The organism is uncultured Phascolarctobacterium sp. (assembly GCF_934190775.1).
Taxonomy (GTDB): domain Bacteria; phylum Bacillota; class Negativicutes; order Acidaminococcales; family Acidaminococcaceae; genus Phascolarctobacterium_A.
Genome location: NZ_CAKPTG010000003.1, coordinates 138,114 through 156,716, shown reverse-complemented (window position 1 = coordinate 156,716; position 18,603 = coordinate 138,114). Strand labels below are relative to the sequence as shown.

General features: G+C 40.1%; 15 protein-coding genes. 1 reads left to right on the top strand and 14 read right to left on the bottom strand.

Going from position 1 to position 18,603, the window contains the following annotated elements:
• Positions 1-7 precede the first annotated feature (7 nt).
• From Q0G26_RS02745 to Q0G26_RS02690, 12 genes are all read right to left on the bottom strand, one after another.
• A complete protein-coding gene (locus Q0G26_RS02745; protein WP_293828390.1) occupies positions 8-1,003 on the bottom strand; it encodes an ABC transporter substrate-binding protein in 996 nt (331 codons plus the stop codon).
• Entirely contained in the window at positions 996-4,418 is a 3,423-nt protein-coding gene (locus Q0G26_RS02740) for a cobaltochelatase subunit CobN (RefSeq protein WP_293828384.1), read from the bottom strand. Before Q0G26_RS02740 ends, Q0G26_RS02745 begins: the two co-directional genes overlap by 8 nt.
• Before the next feature lie 27 nt (positions 4,419-4,445).
• The gene (locus Q0G26_RS02735) at positions 4,446-6,563 is read right to left on the bottom strand and encodes a TonB-dependent receptor (RefSeq protein WP_293828382.1); all 2,118 of its coding nucleotides are present in this window, start codon (positions 6,561-6,563) and stop codon (positions 4,446-4,448) included.
• A gap of 572 nt (positions 6,564-7,135) precedes the next feature.
• Positions 7,136-8,317, bottom strand: coding sequence for a metallophosphoesterase (locus tag Q0G26_RS02730; protein WP_293828380.1), 1,182 nt, complete (start codon positions 8,315-8,317; stop codon positions 7,136-7,138).
• Between the two features lie 18 nt (positions 8,318-8,335).
• Positions 8,336-9,100 (bottom strand): tRNA(His) guanylyltransferase Thg1 family protein, encoded by a 765-nt coding sequence (locus Q0G26_RS02725; RefSeq protein ID WP_293828378.1) that lies wholly within the window; start codon positions 9,098-9,100, stop codon positions 8,336-8,338.
• Positions 9,101-9,103: 3 nt separating this feature from the next.
• Positions 9,104-9,652: an RNA 2'-phosphotransferase gene (locus tag Q0G26_RS02720; protein ID WP_293828376.1), complete on the bottom strand. Its 549-nt coding sequence runs from the start codon at positions 9,650-9,652 to the stop codon at positions 9,104-9,106.
• A 14-nt stretch (positions 9,653-9,666) separates the two neighbouring features.
• Entirely contained in the window at positions 9,667-9,858 is a 192-nt protein-coding gene (locus Q0G26_RS02715; protein WP_293828374.1) for a hypothetical protein, read from the bottom strand.
• 103 nt (positions 9,859-9,961) lie between these two features.
• Positions 9,962-10,906 (bottom strand): WYL domain-containing protein, encoded by a 945-nt coding sequence (locus tag Q0G26_RS02710; RefSeq protein WP_293828372.1) that lies wholly within the window; start codon positions 10,904-10,906, stop codon positions 9,962-9,964.
• Positions 10,907-12,160, bottom strand: coding sequence for a WYL domain-containing protein (locus Q0G26_RS02705; RefSeq protein ID WP_293828370.1), 1,254 nt, complete (start codon positions 12,158-12,160; stop codon positions 10,907-10,909).
• 313 nt (positions 12,161-12,473) lie between these two features.
• Positions 12,474-12,722, bottom strand: coding sequence for a hypothetical protein (locus tag Q0G26_RS02700; protein ID WP_293828368.1), 249 nt, complete (start codon positions 12,720-12,722; stop codon positions 12,474-12,476).
• 72 nt (positions 12,723-12,794) lie between these two features.
• Complete coding sequence (locus tag Q0G26_RS02695) at positions 12,795-13,598, bottom strand: MBL fold metallo-hydrolase (protein WP_293828364.1); 804 nt, start codon at positions 13,596-13,598, stop codon at positions 12,795-12,797.
• A gap of 121 nt (positions 13,599-13,719) precedes the next feature.
• Positions 13,720-15,051, bottom strand: a complete 1,332-nt coding sequence (locus Q0G26_RS02690; RefSeq protein ID WP_293828357.1) for an RNA-binding domain-containing protein — start codon at positions 15,049-15,051, stop codon at positions 13,720-13,722.
• A gap of 699 nt (positions 15,052-15,750) precedes the next feature.
• On the opposite strand from Q0G26_RS02690, the gene Q0G26_RS02685 reads away from it, so the two are divergent.
• Positions 15,751-16,419, top strand: a complete 669-nt coding sequence (locus Q0G26_RS02685) for a DUF6198 family protein (protein ID WP_293828355.1) — start codon at positions 15,751-15,753, stop codon at positions 16,417-16,419.
• Positions 16,420-16,570: 151 nt separating this feature from the next.
• Here Q0G26_RS02685 and Q0G26_RS02680 read toward each other — a convergent pair whose 3' ends face one another.
• Together Q0G26_RS02680 and Q0G26_RS02675 are read right to left on the bottom strand one after the other, a co-directional pair.
• Positions 16,571-17,347 (bottom strand): ZIP family metal transporter, encoded by a 777-nt coding sequence (locus tag Q0G26_RS02680; RefSeq protein ID WP_293828353.1) that lies wholly within the window; start codon positions 17,345-17,347, stop codon positions 16,571-16,573.
• A gap of 104 nt (positions 17,348-17,451) precedes the next feature.
• Positions 17,452-18,462, bottom strand: a complete 1,011-nt coding sequence (locus Q0G26_RS02675) for a hypothetical protein (protein WP_293828351.1) — start codon at positions 18,460-18,462, stop codon at positions 17,452-17,454.
• Between the last annotated feature and the right edge of the window lie 141 nt (positions 18,463-18,603).

The window sequence follows — 18,603 nt, the reverse complement described above, 5'->3', positions numbered from 1 at the left end:
CCCCTTCTTAATAACCCTTTAACAATTTTTCTTCCTTCATATCAAAAGTAGGTCCATAAATACTATTATACAATCCCTTGATAGCATAAACACAGTTCTGCGAATTTGAATAAATATATCTATCAGGTATCGCTATTACTCTTTTAATTCCTTTCAGATGTTGAAAAGCAGGATCCTCTAAAAATTCTTTTCTAAACTGAACATCTTTGGCTTCTTCATATTCTCTACCTGCAGAAACAAGAAAAACATCAGGATTTGATGCTATGATAGATTCTTTGGTTACGGTTTCGCCATAATGTATTCCCTGCATGCTAATTGCATTTCTTATTCCGGCATGCTTACAAATATCATCATAGACACAGCCTATTCCTCCATACTGTCTCATTCTGGATGCTAACATAACAACCGGCTGTTCAGCTTGTTTTAATTGAATTTTATCACGAACTTCTGCTAGCTGTCTATCCATTTCACGTATTAATTTATCACCGTTTTCTTCCTTACCCATAGCCTGAGACATTAGTCTTATGTTATACCTGATATCATCAATACTATTGGGACCTTTACAGACAACTGTCTTTATACCCATTGCTCTATAAGATTCAATAACATTTTTATCTAAAGTGTCAGGTACAAAGATAACCTGAGGATTCATCGCCATAATTGATTCTTCACCGAGCTGCTTAAACACCCTATATTCTGTCTTTATATTCTTTGTTTCCTCAGCAATATACGAAATTGCTGGATCCTTATCAAGGTAATGTTTAGCTACTAAATAATCTGCAGGCACAATTCCCAAAAGAATAGTGTCATACGTAAGATTATAACATAAAATTCTCGTAGGCTTAGCATCGAAAAATGTTTTATAGCCTGAATCATCAACAACGAAATAACTATTTTTCCTATCAGTCTGATTAACACCTATAATATATACAGTTATCAAGCAACTCAAAAATAAGATAAAAATACTGAAAAACAATATATATTTTTTGTTATATCTATTCATCGCTTAGTTCCTCTAAATCGCCCTCAATTTCTAAAAACTCTTGCATAATAGCACTCTCAAGTTCTTTAGGCGTATTCCATAACCCTCTTTGTTTTGCTTCTAATAAAACAGCACACATTTTTCTTAAAGCCCATGGATTTACTTTTTTTAACCATTCTTTGACATCTTTTGAAAGGACATACATTTTAGTCAAATCATTATACATCCAATCCTCAATAACATTGCTGGTTGCATCCCAAGCAAAGCTATGACTTACAATATTACATAAATCAGCTGCACCCTTATATCCATGTTTCTTCATTCCCTGAATAAATTTAGGATTCAGTACTTGAGATAAGTATAACTGTTTCATTTCCTCTGATAAACTTTGAACACTAACAGCATCCTTTTTAGACAAATTCCCACAAAATGACTTGGGAGCTTTTCCTGATAAACTACGTACTGCAGCAATCATGCCACCATGAAACGCATTATAATCATCTGATTCTAACATCGTTGTCTCGTAATGGTCTTCATTTTTTAGCGTTAAATCAACTTTGCTAAGCTGTTTGGAGAAAACTTCTGGCAGAAATTGACCTTTAATTTGCTTACCATAAGCATAACTTCCCCAAGATACATATACATCTCTTAAATCATCAATACTTTGCCAGTTCCTGCTTTCTATTGCCAAATTAACACCAGCACCATAAGTTCCAGGTGCACTGCCAAAAATTCTGCATTGCAAATTATCGTAGTTTGTTGTCTCTAATTCATTTGCATCCTCCATTATATGCTTACGCGGGTAATTAACATTCCCGTCCTCATCTAATTTCATAATACCTTGAATACATTCATCCAAATATTCTACAGTAGGATACAATGAATCTCTATACATACCGCTTATTCGCGCTATAACATCTATACGTGGTCTTCTCAAAACGTCTACCGGAATAACCTTAAAACCACTTATTCTCCCATTAGTATTCCATTCTGGCGAAACACCTAAAAGCGCCATTGCCTGAGCTATATCGCAGCCTTTGGTACGCATATTGGTGCCTGACCAAAATATCATAGCAATACGTTCGGGATATCTTCCTTCTTCCTCAATATACTGTTGTATAACCTGATCCGCTAATTGCTGACCAATAATCCATGCTGACTTAGATGGAAGTAAGCGTGGATCTACACCATAAAAATTTTTACCACTTGGAAGACAATCCAACATACCTGTTGAAGGAGCACCTGATAATCCGCTTTCAATATAGCAACCATCTAACCCCCTAAGTATATTTACTATTTCTTCATCAGTATGACTCAATTTTTCCAAAACAAATTCTTTAAGTTCCTCGTTACCCTGAGTAAAACTATGAACCAAGTTTTTTAAATCTGCTTCAGAACCTAGTTTACCTAATATATGCAAACCTGTTCTACATTGATTTGAAGATATTTTTTCAAGATAAGCATGTAGATTTTCCATCTGCACGAAAAAATCAGTTTCATTATCTTTATCACAAAAATGCTTAATATCTTCATTACGTAACAATTCCAATATTACCTGCTCTAATTGCGAAACTGTAGAACTTTGTAATCTATAAGCTTCTAAATACTGCTCTACCAAATCGTATAGTTCCCGCATTTTACCATATAATCCGGCTTCTTCACAAGGAGCCGGCAAATGATCTATTAATACTGCAGCTCCACGCCTTTTAGCCTGAAGTCCTTCGCAAGTAATGGACATTAAGTACGGATATAAATTGGGAAGACTATCTATAGCCAAATATGGATAGCTGGCTTTGCACAAACCTGTACTTTTACCCGGTAGCCATTCAAGGCTGCCATGAGTACCAAGATGTATTACAGCATCGGCTTTAAACTCTTCTACTAACCATCTATAAAAAGCCAAATAGTAATGTGTAGGTGGAATATCTCCATTATGAAAACTTTTTTGAATATCACCAAAAGCAATTCTTGGCGGTTGGACTCCTATGAATATATTTCCTTGTTTAAACCCTGCAATTTTAAATTCTTCTCCTGTATCAGTAAGAAACGAATTTCCTGGCATTTCGCCCCAATTGTTTTTAATATGGTTTCTAGTGTCCACGCCTAAATTTTTATACCATTGTTTATAATTCCCAACAGGATATTTGCCACATGGCTCAAGATCTGATTTTAAAAATTCGATCTCATTAGTAAAACAAGACAGCAGTTTTTCAGCAAGCCACCCTGTTTTCTTAGGTAGTGCATCAGTTTTGTAGCCAGCTTCTTGAAGTTTTTCTAAAATCAATTCTCCACTGCGAAGGGAGTCTAAACCCATAGCAGTTCCAATAGTAGCATTTCCTGCAGGATAATTATGAAAAATAAGAGCTATCCTTTTATCTTTGTTTCGCTTGAGTTTCAACTGTGCCCAACAGTAAGCTCTTTTTGCCATTAGTTTTATATTATCATAAATTGGCACCATAGTTACCAGAGCACCATCTTTTTTTTGACCAGCTAATGGTACACCATGTACAACTCCATCGAATTCCGGCATAATAATATTTGCTTGAAGCTCGTTTTCATTTAAACCGTAACTAGACTGTTCCCAGCTTTCTACATCTTGTAGAAGTATTTCACCTTGAAGTATCGGTATATTTAATTTCTGCAATAACTCTTTGTCTTCAATATCTCTACCAACAGTCAGAGAAAACCATAAGCAATTTATTAATACTTGTGGTATAAATGCACCTTTTAAAAAGGCTAATTCTAAAAAATTATTTTCAAAACCTGGTATATTTCTCTCTCTATCACGATTCCAATGAGAAAAAACAGGCAATACATTACATTTCAATTTTCGTAATTCATTAACCAAACTGTCTATGTATAAAGTATGTCCCCAAGCCCAATGTTCTCTAGGAAAATTAATTGCTACAGTAGGCAAAGAAGAATTATAATACTTCTCAAAAAAAACCTCTTTTTCCACCACATTATCCTCTTCCGGCATATAAATACCAGACCAAGGCAATGTCTCAGGATTCTTGTAAATTACATCTAGCTTCAAAAATTTATTAAGTAAATACAAGTATAAGTTTTTAATATTATACATACCGCCATTATCCATATATGAAGCAATTTGGTCAGCACTATCATCAGTCAGTAAATGTATTGCCTTATCGTTACCATAAGTAAAAATTGCTAATAACGGAATCGCTTTTTCTCTTGCAAGTTTCAAAATATGGAGAACCATTTTATCATCCTTTTGTCCCATCCAATTGACAACTATACCCTTGCAGTATTCGTTTACTTCATTGCTATCCATATAAGTTTTTTCTGTTCCGCTAAACATCTGAAATTTTATATTACTTTCACTTACTCCATTGCTTACAGCGAGGTTTTTCCAGGCAGCAACATAATATGGATTAACACTTTCTTTATTGGATACGAACAAAATATAATTCATAATTCCTCCATACGCATAACACTTAAATTAGAATCTGTAATTAATTTCTACAGAATATGTACGTCCAGGTTGATAATAATAATTAAAGAAATCTCTATCTAAAATATTATTTACCGATGCAGTTAATGTATAGTTCTTGTTAAATGAATAGCTAATATCCATATTCATAATAAAGTATGGATCATAGGAACCATAGACTCCATTAACTGTATCACTGTTATCTGTTTTGCTGAATCGTTTGCTGATGTATTCTCCGGTTAGCATGCCGCTCCATTTATTGTCACTATAGGTAACGCCTGCACGGAATACTTCTTTAGGAATAGCCGTAACATATTTATCCTTCTCAGTCGCCTTTAAAGCTTTTTTTATTACAGGATTTTGATAGGTATAATTTAAAAAGGCACTCCATTTATCATCAAAATTATGATTTAATTCTAGTTCAAAGCCTTTCGCTTCTGCTTCACCAGCGTTTTGGTAGCATGTAGCATTCATACCATCTACCACGCCCAAAGAGTTTTTATACAGCAAGCCTTTATACTTTGTATCATAAACAGATACACCTATTGCAGACTTATTGTTTAAGTCTTTTTTATAGCCCAATTCAAAAGTCTCAGCCTTTTGTGGTTTAAGATTAGGATTTGCAATATTATAGACATTGGAGCTATAACTGGAAGAATACATTCTATATAATGACGGAGCTTCAAAAGCTTTACCCCATGACAAATATACACTGCTGTCAGCTTCCGGTTTATACATAACGCTTAAGCTCGGGCTCCAATTATCATAAGTAGACTCGTCATAATTAATGGCTTCAGTTTTATTAGGTAACAGAATTCTTCCGTCTGTAGACCATTTATCATAGCGTAAGCCTGCTGTAGCTGTCCATCTGTCAGAAAATTTATGCTCATCCATAACATAAGCAGAGAAAGATTTATTTTTTCCGCTAGCCATAGAATCCACTGCTATCTTACTGTCACTGTTAAACTTATCTGCCAGCTTATAGACAGTAGCATCCATCTTATCTTTTCTGTAGTTTAAGCCAAATACTGCATTGTTATTAGCAGAAATTGTTTGGTTTTTTTGTAAATCAAAAGAAAATCTGGTATTTGGTTTAGATGAATCAGTTGCTTTAGAAATACTTGTATCATGCTGCTTGTATTGATCACTATAACCTACTACAGCTTTCCAGCCATTTTCGCTATCATTATAAGTCATGCTGTATTTATTAGATGCTTTTTCCCCTGGAGTAGAAAAATATGTGCCAGCTTTATTTATAATGTTATCGCCAAAGTAACTTGTGGGCGCAGAATAAAAATACTCGTATTCATTTTTAGTAAAATCTAAAGCTAAAGATTTAGATTCATCGAAATGATATTTCAATCCAACTCCAACAGTGTTTTCATCCCATTGTCTTTTACCCTTATTACCGATTATCCATCTCTTAGCTCCGGTGTTAGTAGTAGTAGTTTCAGCTCCAGCAACAGCTTTAGAGCTCAATACAGGATCGGTAACATAACCATCAGTTCTTTTCTTTTCATAGTTAACATTAAAATCTAATTTATCACTGGCTTTTCCGGCAACATATAAGCTATGATTTTGAGTATTATTAGATCCATATGACAATTTTAAATTGACGGATGTTTTATCCACATCTTTAGTGATAATATTAATTACACCGGCAAGTGCGTTACCACCATAAAGAACAGATGCAGGTCCACGAAGTACTTCTACCCTTTTTACCATATCTACAGGAATAGCAGACCATGTTACGGAACCATTATAAGAATCATTTACCTGAACACCATCGACCAATACTGCTACAGAATTCGCTGCATTAACACCTCTCATTACTGTCTGAGAAGTAGTTGAACCAATCCCGCTTAAACGACCTACATATACTCCCGGAATCTTGACAAATGCTTCATCCAAATTATTGATATGCATCTTATTTAAATCTTTATCAGTAATAACACTGACACTAGCAGCAGTATCTAATAATTTCTTTTCACTACGTGTAGCCGACACTACCATTTCATCTAAGACAAAATTTTCATCGAGTACATCATTATTCTGTGCAAAAGCATTCATAGAACTGCCTAAAACAAATAACATCATTAATGTACTACTAACTCGCTTAGTACTCATACTACAGCCCCTTTCTGATACCAAATACTACTTTCCTATTTGTAGTAATACTAACGATATATCACATCGTTAACAGTATTATAAACCAAATAGTAACATGGCAGTCAACTATTTTTTTATCTACTGCAATTGCAGTCTTGATAGGCTTTATGATTAATTCATTTTTAACAACTATTATTCTTATTAATCAAAGCAAATTTTATTTTGATATGTACTGTACAAAGTGTATGCTAAAACCGACTACTTACTATGTACTTTGGCGTAATTACTATAAATTAGATACTCATTCACTCTGCTATAGAAATATAAATTAGGAAGCATATAGTACATAAGCCATTGTCTATGTAACATATTTGCTTAAACGTTACTTTAGAAAAATTTGCGCAATCAAAAAGACCTGATAAAATTAGCTATCAACTAATATTATTAGGTCTTTTTTATATTACTCTATATTAAAGTAAAAAAATCTGCCACACAATTTTCCGGGTGATACATAGCATCAATAACACGCAAGCCTTCGTGATGCCAAAAATCTGATTTTCCAGGCTCGCTTCAGTTTCAGCTTTCGATATTCATAGCAGCTTGCTCGAAGCAATCATCTTCGTCACAAAGCCATCCTCGCTAAGCTCCAACGCCCGCAGCTGACCGCCCATTTCCACCGCTCCGTCCAGATTAAAGCAATGCTCGTTAACCTCCGCAGGCACACCCTCATAATTGCGGTGTCCGTGAACCTGATACTCGTTATCAGCGGCGTGCTTGGCAAAGGACATGTCAACATCCAACGCATCCTCATACACGCCGGTACCGTAAATCAGCTCCGCTGTTGCCACCAAGGATAAATTCTCCGGCATACGCGCCAATCCGCCATGGCTTACCAAAACCTTTTTTCCCTGATATGTATAGTAAAAGCACTGCGATAATTTCCTGTAAAAATTATATACCGCCTTCCTGCTCAGGCCTGCTTGCGCCAGCTCCGGTGCCGTCTGCAGGTGGAACTCCTTCGAAGCAACGCCATCTGCCAAGCCGTAATCCCGCAAATTGGCTTCATGGTTGCCCTCCAGCAGTGTAACGTTATCTAACGCGGCAAGCTGCAACAGTAATTGCAGAACCTCGGCATTCTCACTGCCTCTGTCAATATAATCGCCAAGAAAAATATAGTAATTCTGCGGATTGATTTCCTCAAGATATTCCTTCAGCGGCTGATAGCAGCCATGAATATCGCCGATATGAATTACCTTTTTATAGGCAGATAAATCGCGTGGCTTATACCAGATTTGCGCCAGCTCCTCCGGTTTAATTACGGTAATACCGGACGGAACCTTATTATCCGCCAGCTGAGCATACATTCTTTCAATAACATTTTCCGGAACCTGTTTGTATTCCTCACGCAACAGGTTCCTTTTCTTGGCTTCCTCAATGGTAATATCAGTAAAATCAACCACATAAATGCGATATTTATACTCATTGGCGAGCTTTTTATACGCAGTCATATCTCTGCCGCGGATGTTGGTAGCATCCACGACCGTAAAGCAGCCACGCTTCATGCGCTCCTCCAGCGTCTGCAGCAAAAACGGCCACATCTGCTTGTCAAAATGCGGGCTGATGCACCATCTGCCTGCATTATCCAGCATCGGCGAAGAGTATAGCAGGCGCAACGCATCTGCGCTCAATGTATAGGGCTCCAGGCCCTGCTCCTTTATAAACGTGCTCTTGCCGGAGCCCGGCACACCACGCATCAATAATAAAATTCTCATTTCAATCACCTTACTTAACTAATGCTTTGCAGCTAAAAAACTGCCTATAAATGATGAATACTTTTCAGCTATGGGCAATTCATAATCTGCCTCAAAGCTCTTTCTTTTTACAGATACTATTTTTCCCGAAATCGGATTGTAGCCTTGGCGAATATACTCCTTGCTGTATATACCGATGCCTCTTTTCTGCCATTGCGGTACATCGTTGTAGTTTATATTCCTTGCAAAGAGAAGCTCATTTTTGAAGGCAACACTTTTCGCCCGCAAATACTGCGTAGCCTCATTTTTCGACATGCCTTCCTTACGTAACGTCCAATAACACCAGGAGTTCAGCGCATTTCGATTTGCGTCCTCCTGCCGCCACAAAAAATAATCCTTTACGAGTTCAATGTTAGGCAAAGGCACAACTCTGCAGTCAAAGCAGACCGCCTTACCAAGTGCCAAGGAAAAATAACCGCTGGCCTCACCTGCTAATATAGTATTTATTTTGCGTACTTTGTTAGCAAAAGCGCTGTTATCAGGACTAAACAGCAAGGATATTTCATCACTTTCCGTATAACCGTACAAAACCTTGAAACCGCAATTCATAATATGCTTTGTTGTATCAACCATCAAATTACGAAAGCGCGTGTCAAAGGGTGCCTCAAATTTGCATATCTCCCGCGTTAATTTGGTAAAACTGCGTCCGTCAAGTCTTGCTACTATATACATTCCCGGAACTATATATTGATCAATGCTCTGTTCATACACTCGCATCCGTTTATCAAAATCATCAAATTTCATTATCTAAAGCTCCTTCCATTCCCGTAAAAACTTCTTGGGCACGCATTCTGTCAGCCACACGCCGTTTGCCGAAAGGTAAAACTTGTAGCCTGCTCTCGCCATCTCGCCTGCCAGCACCGTGTAAATAAACGGCTCTCCATGTCTTTTGCCGACATTATGCGCTGTTTCGACATTTTCCGACAAATGCACATACAGTCTTTGCTTGGCGATAAGTCCCTGTCTGTTGATGCTCGCAATATATTTAACGCCTGTTCCGTGATATAAAAGCTCCGGCGGCATAGTCTCCTGCAGCTCCACATCAACATTAACGGAATGCCCCTGATTCGCTCTTATTCTTTTCATATCCTCGCTGAACGCAAAACGCTGCTTATCATCTTCGGCAACAATCTGCTCCAGCATAAGCATATTAAAAGCTTCTATCCGGTTAAAGGCAGCCAGCAGCGCTTCCACCTGCGCCCAACCATGTGCATCCAGCTTAATGCCAACAACCTCCGGTTTATGCCGCAGCACCAGCGCCAAGAATCTTCCCCATTCGTTTAAGCTCTTGCTCATAGCATTTCCCCGCCTTATAAAAAAGCAGAACTCCCGAAACTATAGCCATAGTCCCCGGAGTTCTGCGCTTTCTTACGATTATAAATTTTTGCCGAAGCCTTAACCTTGGTAATCGGCTTCACATATCCCCAGCTGCCTCGCTTGGAGGCGTTGACTATCTTTTGCTGTTTTTTTGACATTTTTTCATAGCTTACAAATCTTTCCATATGCTTATTCCTCCATTGTCTGTTCTGTTTTATAAAAATAGCTTGTTGCTATGTTAATCTTAACACAGCAGCAAGCTATAATCATGGAAAAAAACATGCGCACTTAAAATTGTGCGCTGCATTGCATCTGCTCTCTAAGCTTTTTCCTGATAAGCTCCTTAAAGCACTCAGGCTCACGCACTTTAACCGTAGGACCGAAGCTCAGTACACGGAAGATCATTTCGGTTTCATCGCCCTTGTCATATTGCACTTTAAGCAGGTAGTGCGACTCGTCCAGCTTTTCCGTTTCCTTCGCCAGGTCAGAAAAATGCATCAGCGCGCGTACCATCGTACTGCGTTCATCCTCAATTTTCAAAACCAGCGTCTGCTCGGCAAGCTCTCCCTTCTTCAAGGTTTTTACATGCTCTACCGCCTCTCCCGCTTCTACGGAAATTATTCTGCCTAAATTCAGCGTCACCAGCTTACGCTCCGCAACCGCCTGCACGCGGAACTTATCATCCTTGGCCGAATATTCCAAGGATACAGGCACCAAATCCGTCCAGACGATAATCGTCCCCTTATTGCTCCTGTAGGAAGCATTCAGATAGCGCTTTTCCCGCACGGCATGAAGAATTTCCCGGAAGCTTGCTCTGTATTTGGGATTGGTATAAGCATCGCCATCTACAAAGCGGTCGAAAAAGACAAACTGCTCAGGCCTGTACAAAGGCTCCACAGACTGCAAAGCAGCCTGCTGCCTCGCAATCTCCTCATCAGAAAAGAATAAGCTGATTTTTTCATCAAGCAGCAAGGTTTTCAGCCATCGTTTCTGCAGAGCAGTCAGGGGCATCGTCGGCTTATTTTTCAGCGGCGTCCCAAGCTCCGGCGTCAGCAGCTTCCATGTACCGTCAGCAAGCGCAGGCAAAAGCTGCAGCATGCTGTCGCCATAGGCGCCCTCACGGACAAGCTGCTGCATGCTTGCTGCAGACAGCTTTCCTTCAAGCGCCTGCGTCAGCACCTTCGCCACAACTTTATAATAGGTTCCGTAAACCTCACTGAACACTGTGCTCATCTACGCTTCACCTGCTTTCTTCACACCATACATAGCGTACACCTCAGCCAAATCCTGCCAAAACTTTTCTTCCACAGCCTTATTGCTGCAAGAAAAGCTTTCAATGCGCCCGATAAAGGTACGCATCCAGGGCAGCATTTCGCCTGCATCATGCACATCGGCAATAAAACGATAATGCTCAGCATCTGTTTTTTCCACTCGTCCACAGCGCTTTTCCCGCTCCAGGCATTGTAAAATATACGGCTCATCACTGCTGATGCGCACTACAAGCTCCACATGCTCCAAAGCATCAGCATTGGCAGGCCCTCTGTTCATAGATACGCCCCACAAATGCTGCTCCATCTGCTCTGCCATAGCATAAAACTTATCGTAATTACGCACAGTCTTCGCTTCCAGAACACGCTCAAGATTATCCAGACGACAGAAAATAATCCTATGCGCCTTAAAGAACCAGCACATCACATAACGCCGGCCGCTTTGCGTGCTTACATAAATCTTCAGCGGCAGCACGCGGAAAGAAATTTTCTTGCCTCTGGAAGAACAGCTTTCAATACGCACGCACTGCCTGCGCTCCATCGCCGCCAGCAAATCAAGCAGCACATCACTCTCCAAGGCATGCAGCAGATAATGATGCTTATAGGAAAATACGCTGCTGCCAGCAGCAAGCTTATCCTCTATAAAGCTGCCAACAACACCAATCTGATTCGTTTCGGCAAAAAAGCTCACGGCCTCGCGCCAGGCCGCCAAATCAACTTCATCCCTGCTGCGCTCATAATATAACTCTCGCCCGCATTTTTCATTTTCTATTAAACCAAGCTCTGCATATTCTGCCAATTTCTTACGCACAGTGGAAATGTCCAGCGCCGCCGGTTCATCAAAACAGGATAAATACGCTGTATCAAGTTTATCCATCAGCTGACGCAAAGTAAATTTTTCACCAGGCTGCAAAATATCCAGCAGGAAGAAATGCAGCATGATATCATTAGCCGTAAAGCTCTTCGCCTTCAACGCCTTGTAAAAAGGATTCTGCCGGATTTTTCTGCTGTCTACGGAAATAAAGCAGTTCTTGCCACCGGCATTCTGACGAAAATACATATACTCACCCAGCCAGCTTTCAATGCGCCTGCGCTCATTATCATAGCTGCGGGCGCTTTTATCCGCAAAATCAGCTCTGCTCTTAAAGCCAAAGACATAAAAATCACGCATCAGCAGACGTATATTATCAAAGTTTTTTATTAACTCATTAAAAGCCACAAGCAGCTCACTCCTTCCGCAGCAAATCCGATAAACGATATTCCAAAAAATGTGCTGATAACTCAGCGCCACTTTTTCACTTAAGCACTGATTTATCCTTAGTATATCACATAATAGTGACAGATTTTGTCTATGTCAAATAAGTGAATGCGCCCTAAATGAAAAAGTATATGCAGCTTTTTCACAGGCAGCAAGAAAAGCGCAGCTATCAGCATGCTTTATGCATGTGTAACAGCTACGCTTTGGAGTTACTGCAGACAAAAACTTACGCACTTGCGAGCTTAAAGGTTATGTGCGAATTTTGCCGAAAGCCTCAGCCCTCATCCTTGATGTTTTGTATTTCATCCTGCACATCATTGCGACGCTCTTCCAAATCGTCATAGTCTTTACCATTGGCCTGTCTTTCTGCTATTTCATCCTCTATATCGGACTTTTCTTCTTCAAGATCCAAAAGCTCTTCTCTCGAAGCATATGCATAGTTATCTTGAGAAAAAACAAGCGGCATAACCGCAAACAACGACATTATCAGCAAAACCTTAGCTATTATACTTTTTACTTTCATAATTGCACCTTCCCGACATATTTTTCAAATCGTCATTGCGCATGTTCCTGCCAATATGTTATCTATTTTTGCTTACCACTCCAATGTCAGGCCAACACCAACTTCTTGCACCGTCAGTTCCTTATGCAAAGCAAATTTTGCCGCCAAATTAGTACAATGGCAGGGATAGATAGTCCCTTCAACATTTTGCTTCAGATAATCTACTGTTGCCAATGTCTGCTGTGAGTGGCCGCTGAAAAGATGCAAGCCACCAATAATACACTTAATCACACTGCAACCAGTTACCTGCTTAGCATACTCAGCAATATTGCAAATACCTGCATGGGAGCAGCCTGTTATTATATATATTCCGTCCTTCTGCTTATAAACCAGCGCCGAATCATCCAGCACATAATCATCGTGCCAGCCATCCGCCAGGCAATGCTCTCCCACAGGCTTTTTATTTTCAAAGTCATTCACTCTGGGAATCTCTCCCAAAAACACAAGCTGCTCATCAAGCCATAGAGGCTCTCTTGTCAGCTTAAACGCAAACCTGTCCTGAAGATAAGCCTCCGATACGGGAAAAGAAATGCTCAGACCTTCTGCTTTTTTAGGCTCCATAATTTCTGGATGAGCTATAAGCAAGGGCTTGTTCTGCCTCTTGGGGTAAAAAGCAAGGCCGCCGGTATGATCATTATGCCCATGTGAAATAATCACAGCATCAAGAGATTCAAGCTCTATCCCCAGCCTTTCCGCATTCTTCAAGTACACATCGCTATAGCCGGTATCAAAAAGATATCTTTTATCGCCATTTTCTATGTATATGCTTAAAGCAGGTTCAGCAAAATAATACTGATCAATGTATGTATTATTGTCTGCAAGAACTACCAGTTTCATTAGCATTCTCCTTATTTTTTATTGCTTTAATTATACCACGCTCAAATAAATCCTAACACCTATATTAAAAGAAAGCCCGCCCCGGTGCAGTAAAAGCAGCGCGAGGACGGGTTTTAGTTTATCATTGTACCAAATGATAGCTTAAATTACGTCCGCTACCATCTTTAGCCAGCAAACCTAAAGCCACCATCTTTTTGATTAATAGCAGTGCAGTAGATGTTGATACCTGTAAAGCATTTTCTATCATGTTCCTTGTAATCTGCGAATGCTTCTGTGCCAAATCCAAAACAACATTCACTCGTTCCTGCTGCTTTTTATCAGCCTCCCTTTCATCGGCAAGCTGCATAGAAGGCAGCATTGATTTTGAAGGAGCAAAATTAACGTTAGGCAATGTAATCTTAAAGGCATTGTTTGTTACTTCAATCTTAGGCTTGACCGCTTCATCAGCATAGCATTCATGAATCTTGAGCAAACCTGTGCCGTATGCTTCAACCAAATGCAGCCTATAAAAAACATTCGCCAGATTCTTATTTCTTAGAACAGATACTCCCAGTTGAATATCTGCCAATGACATCCCTTTTACCAAGCCGCCAATATTTACAAATTCGATACGGTCGTCAAATAAGCTAATCAACGTCGGCCCGCCAATACCATAATCGCGATGAATCACTGAGTTAAGCAAAGCTTCACGCACAGCCTCTGGAGGATAATTACGTTTCTCTACTCGCTGTAAGCCAGGGAACTCTGCACGAGTATAATTGAACTGATTAATATAAGCATAGGCATCCTCTAATTGCTGTAAAAGCGAGCCATGTAATTCTCTGCGATCGTGAAATATTGTCTTGTGACTGCCTTCAAATACAGCAAGCTTAATACTTGCAATGCATTGATCAGAAAGCAGCATCGCCAGATTGGAATAAGTTCCATCCGCATTGATTAAATGCAAAGACCGCTTCTGTGCTTCACCAAAGGAAATCTTGGTATTGGCAAAATAAGCATCAGCAGACTCGAAAGTGAGCTGCTGGTTAAGGGAACGAGATTCTTCGTAACTATCTCCACTGGTTTCCTTAATCATTTGTAAAATAGCCGTTTCTGAAGCAGGTACAGAAGAAGCACCCTGACGTACATAAACACCAGCAGGACGAATTCCCTTGCTTGCTAAGTAATAAGGTCGAGCAGTTCCTCTTTGAACAGTTAGAACAATAACATTCTTTTCTTGCATGCTTTCTACATCACAAGCCACAGCAACAGTAACATCCGGATGTATAGCATCCCGAATCATGTTCATCGCCTGCAACATAACAGCATCAGGATTTTCCACTCCTTGCACGCTGCCGTCATCATTAATGCCAATATAAATTTTGCCACCATCCGTATTAGCAAAAGCAAGTACAGCATATTTTATATCATCTACATACTGACGTTTGAATTCTACAGTTTTATTCTCTAGCATTATACCAGCTCCTTTCTGCTTATCTTTCTAATTATAATTATAACTAGTAATTAGATAGATAGCAAGATAAAATTCATTGAGTGAAAGCAGCTCATTCCTGCAATGGCAATATGCTATGACAACTCCTTATAATATCCCTTTATCTATCTCCAGTTTCTTTTCCTTATTATATTAATTATATCATGCTTATATAAATCATAACACATGAATCAAAAATGAAAAGTTATAAACCTCAAAACATCTTCAGCTAGAAACTTTTCAGCCAACAACTTTTTGCATGCCAAGCACAGTTATAAGAAATCATATGCTTTTTTACTCTTTAACTCGTTGACAGCAAAAAAATTGCCTGCTAAACTATATTCGAAAGGAATTTCTTCTTCCGAAGTATTCCCTATCCCGCCATCTTTCAGGGAAGCTGTCTCTGGGATGGCGGGGTTCTTAATGTATATTGAGTGAAGGCCTCGCGGAGTCGACGTCTTTTCAGACGCCTGCCGTGTTATGGATTCACTTAATAAAAGGATGAGCTTGCAAGCCATAGTTCCGGTTAAAAACGGGAGTAGCCACGGTTTGAAGCTCATCCTTTATTTTATAATAATCTTAGAAAACTTTCTTCTTCCCAAAATTGCCAAACACAAAATTTAGTACTATAATAGGAAATGCATTTTTGATATATTTATTGTTTTCGAGAGGGGTTAAAAAATGCTTTTAAACGAAAAAAATTCACGTCTGACATTATGCGGTGAACTCGCACTTTTGGTTGCAGTAATCATCAACAGCTTCAGCGTTGTGCTCATGCTTTACTCCGGTTCCGGCATCAGCGCCATCAGCAGCGTTCCTTTTGCCTTCAGCGAAGCCTTTCCCAAGCTTACACTCGGTACCTGGACCTACATTTTCCAGGGACTGCTTATCGCCAGCCTGATGTATCTGCGCAAAAAATTTATTGCGTCCTATATGTTCAGCTTTGTTGTAGGCTTTGTGTTCAGCCAATTCCTTGATTTGTTTGAGCTGTATATAAACATGCTACCGCAGGCTTTTTCCTGGCGCGTGCTGTATTTTATCGTAAGCTATATTTTAATCTGCATCGGCATTGCTTTGTCCAACCGTTGCGGCCTGCCTATTATCCCGACGGATTTATTTCCGCGTGAGCTGAGCTCCATTATAAAAATTGAGTACGCCAAAATCAAAATCACCTTTGACGTCACCTGCCTGGCTATCACCGCGCTACTAACACTTTTCTTGCTGGGACATGTAGACGGACTGGGAATCGGCACTATCCTGGCAGCCTTTACCATGGGTAAAGGCGTAGCCTATGCCGGTCAATACCTGGATAAAAATTTTCAGTTCATGCCCTATTTAGAGAAAAACTAAAAAGAGATTACTGTGAAGTGCAGCATTAAGAAGCTTGTTTTTATTGACAAATTTCTTAATGCTGTTTTTATTTTTCACAGCAACCTCTCGTTTCAAGATAACTTTCAGGCTCGCCTTGATAGCGTTTGCAAGCAACAACTAAAATTATTCTCTACCCTAACGCCACATCCAGCACCATCATCACACTGAAGCCTACAGCAAAGAAGATTGTACCGATATTGGAATGCTCTCCCTGTGACATTTCAGGAATCAGCTCCTCCACAACAACATAAAGCATCGCACCGGCAGCAAAGCTCAAAAGATATGGCAGCACCGGTATTACAAGTTGGGCAGCAAGTATCGTCAGCACTGCCCCGATTGGTTCCACTACACCGGAAAGCACACCGCCCCAAAACGCTCTGCTCTTGCTTTCTCCCTCCGCACGCAGCGGCATGGAGATAATTGCGCCTTCCGGGAAGTTCTGAATAGCAATGCCGATGGACAGGGCAAGCGCCCCTGCCGCCGTAATTGGCGTATTCCCCGCCAGAAAGCCGGCATATATTACACCGACTGCCATTCCCTCAGGTATGTTGTGCAGCGTGACTGCCAAAACCATCATCGCAGTACGGCTCAAATTGCTTTTGGGGCCTTCCGTCTGCTCACTTCCCACATGCAGATGGGGAATCATGTGGTCAAGCAGGAGCAAAAATAAGATGCCAATCCAAAAGCCGATAAACGCCGGCAGAAAGGATAACCTTCCCATGCTTTCAGATTGCTCGATAGCAGGAATCAACAGGCTCCAGATTGATGCTGCTACCATTACACCAGCAGCAAAGCCCGCAAGCGAGCGCTGCACCTTATCACTCAGCGATTTTTTCATAAAGAACACGCACGCCGAACCAAGTGTTGTTCCGATAAACGGAATAAGAATTCCCATGAAAGTCTCCATTACTTCACCACCCTTATATAAAAAGTTTCTTTCGTTAATCTAATTATACTACAATAGTAGGAATTATGATACCTAAAGCTGAGAATTGTACCAAGCAAAATCAATTAACAGCTATACAGCTTTCTTCTCATTCTTTTCAAGATAGCCTCATTAGTCGCAATAGTCTCTTGTAATCTTCTCAGTTTCAAGACCTTGCTCTTTCCATACTTGCAGAATACCTTCGTCCCTATCGAAGCAAGCAGACCTACCACCCAAGTATTGGTAACCACTGCTGCTGCACCGCCTGCTATATACGCAATATATGACTGCACATATCTGTCGGCGAATTCCGAGCCTTTTTGAAACGATGTAAGGTTATCGTTTTTATAAACAGAATAACCAATAAGCAGCATTGGTATTACCGGAAGGGTCCAATCCATATCCAGTGAATTGCTTTCCAGTGCCTCATAGACTACCTGCTCCAGCTCCTCATTAGAAATGCCGCTGTTTACTAAATTATCCGTAAGCTCCTGCATAGCTAAGCTGTTATAGACCTCCTCCGTAGTCACAATATTGATTTCCGGATATCTTTCCAACGCTGCTTTTACATAGCTGACAGAATCAGTTGCCTTTAGCTGTATTTCCTCAGCAACACTACTATCAGCACCAAGTACCGCTATATCCCAGCCCGGATTAATCGCACTCTCTGCAAGTACAGCCTGATAGCCATCAGGAATATGTCCGTCATTCAGATAATCTACATAGCGAAGCTCGAACAGCTTACCCTTTATACCGTTGACTATACCTGCCAGCTCTGCATCATCATAGTTTTCTATAATATCCTCCAGGCTTTCGCTCTGAGATTTTAGCGGATAAGCAAGCTCATATGCTCGCAACACCTCGTCCGGTAGCTTATCCACAAAAGCATAGCTATGAAGAAAGCTTGCGCTTATCCCTAAAGAATCAAGCAGTATTTCTCGCTTGGAAAATCTTTTTCCAATTTCATCTGCAAGGTGCACGTATTCTTTACTTTGTGCACGCAGAGTGCCCAACAGCGTGGCAAAATCCTTCTTGTTGATAGTAAGGCCATAAACATTTTGTCCAAAATGATATAAGCCCTTTGCTCCGCCTACCACTCCACCGGCTATTTCCTCTTTATGATTCCAAGCCTGCTCCGCAGTCCAAATTGTACCTTTAACTGTCGCCTTCCCTATAGCTGCAGCAACTTTGCCAGTATGCTTGAAAACTTTTTTGTTATATCATCCATTTTATTAGCC

Coding starts and splice junctions, on each gene's coding strand:
- Q0G26_RS02745 (WP_293828390.1), bottom strand. CDS start 1,003: ATGAATAGATATAACAAAAAATATATATTGTTTTTCAGTATTTTTATC.
- Q0G26_RS02740 (WP_293828384.1), bottom strand. CDS start 4,418: ATGAATTATATTTTGTTCGTATCCAATAAAGAAAGTGTTAATCCATAT.
- Q0G26_RS02735 (WP_293828382.1), bottom strand. CDS start 6,563: ATGAGTACTAAGCGAGTTAGTAGTACATTAATGATGTTATTTGTTTTA.
- Q0G26_RS02730 (WP_293828380.1), bottom strand. CDS start 8,317: ATGAGAATTTTATTATTGATGCGTGGTGTGCCGGGCTCCGGCAAGAGC.
- Q0G26_RS02725 (WP_293828378.1), bottom strand. CDS start 9,100: ATGAAATTTGATGATTTTGATAAACGGATGCGAGTGTATGAACAGAGC.
- Q0G26_RS02720 (WP_293828376.1), bottom strand. CDS start 9,652: ATGAGCAAGAGCTTAAACGAATGGGGAAGATTCTTGGCGCTGGTGCTG.
- Q0G26_RS02715 (WP_293828374.1), bottom strand. CDS start 9,858: ATGGAAAGATTTGTAAGCTATGAAAAAATGTCAAAAAAACAGCAAAAG.
- Q0G26_RS02710 (WP_293828372.1), bottom strand. CDS start 10,906: ATGAGCACAGTGTTCAGTGAGGTTTACGGAACCTATTATAAAGTTGTG.
- Q0G26_RS02700 (WP_293828368.1), bottom strand. CDS start 12,722: ATGAAAGTAAAAAGTATAATAGCTAAGGTTTTGCTGATAATGTCGTTG.
- Q0G26_RS02695 (WP_293828364.1), bottom strand. CDS start 13,598: ATGAAACTGGTAGTTCTTGCAGACAATAATACATACATTGATCAGTAT.
- Q0G26_RS02690 (WP_293828357.1), bottom strand. CDS start 15,051: ATGCTAGAGAATAAAACTGTAGAATTCAAACGTCAGTATGTAGATGAT.
- Q0G26_RS02685 (WP_293828355.1), top strand. CDS start 15,751: ATGCTTTTAAACGAAAAAAATTCACGTCTGACATTATGCGGTGAACTC.
- Q0G26_RS02680 (WP_293828353.1), bottom strand. CDS start 17,347: ATGGAGACTTTCATGGGAATTCTTATTCCGTTTATCGGAACAACACTT.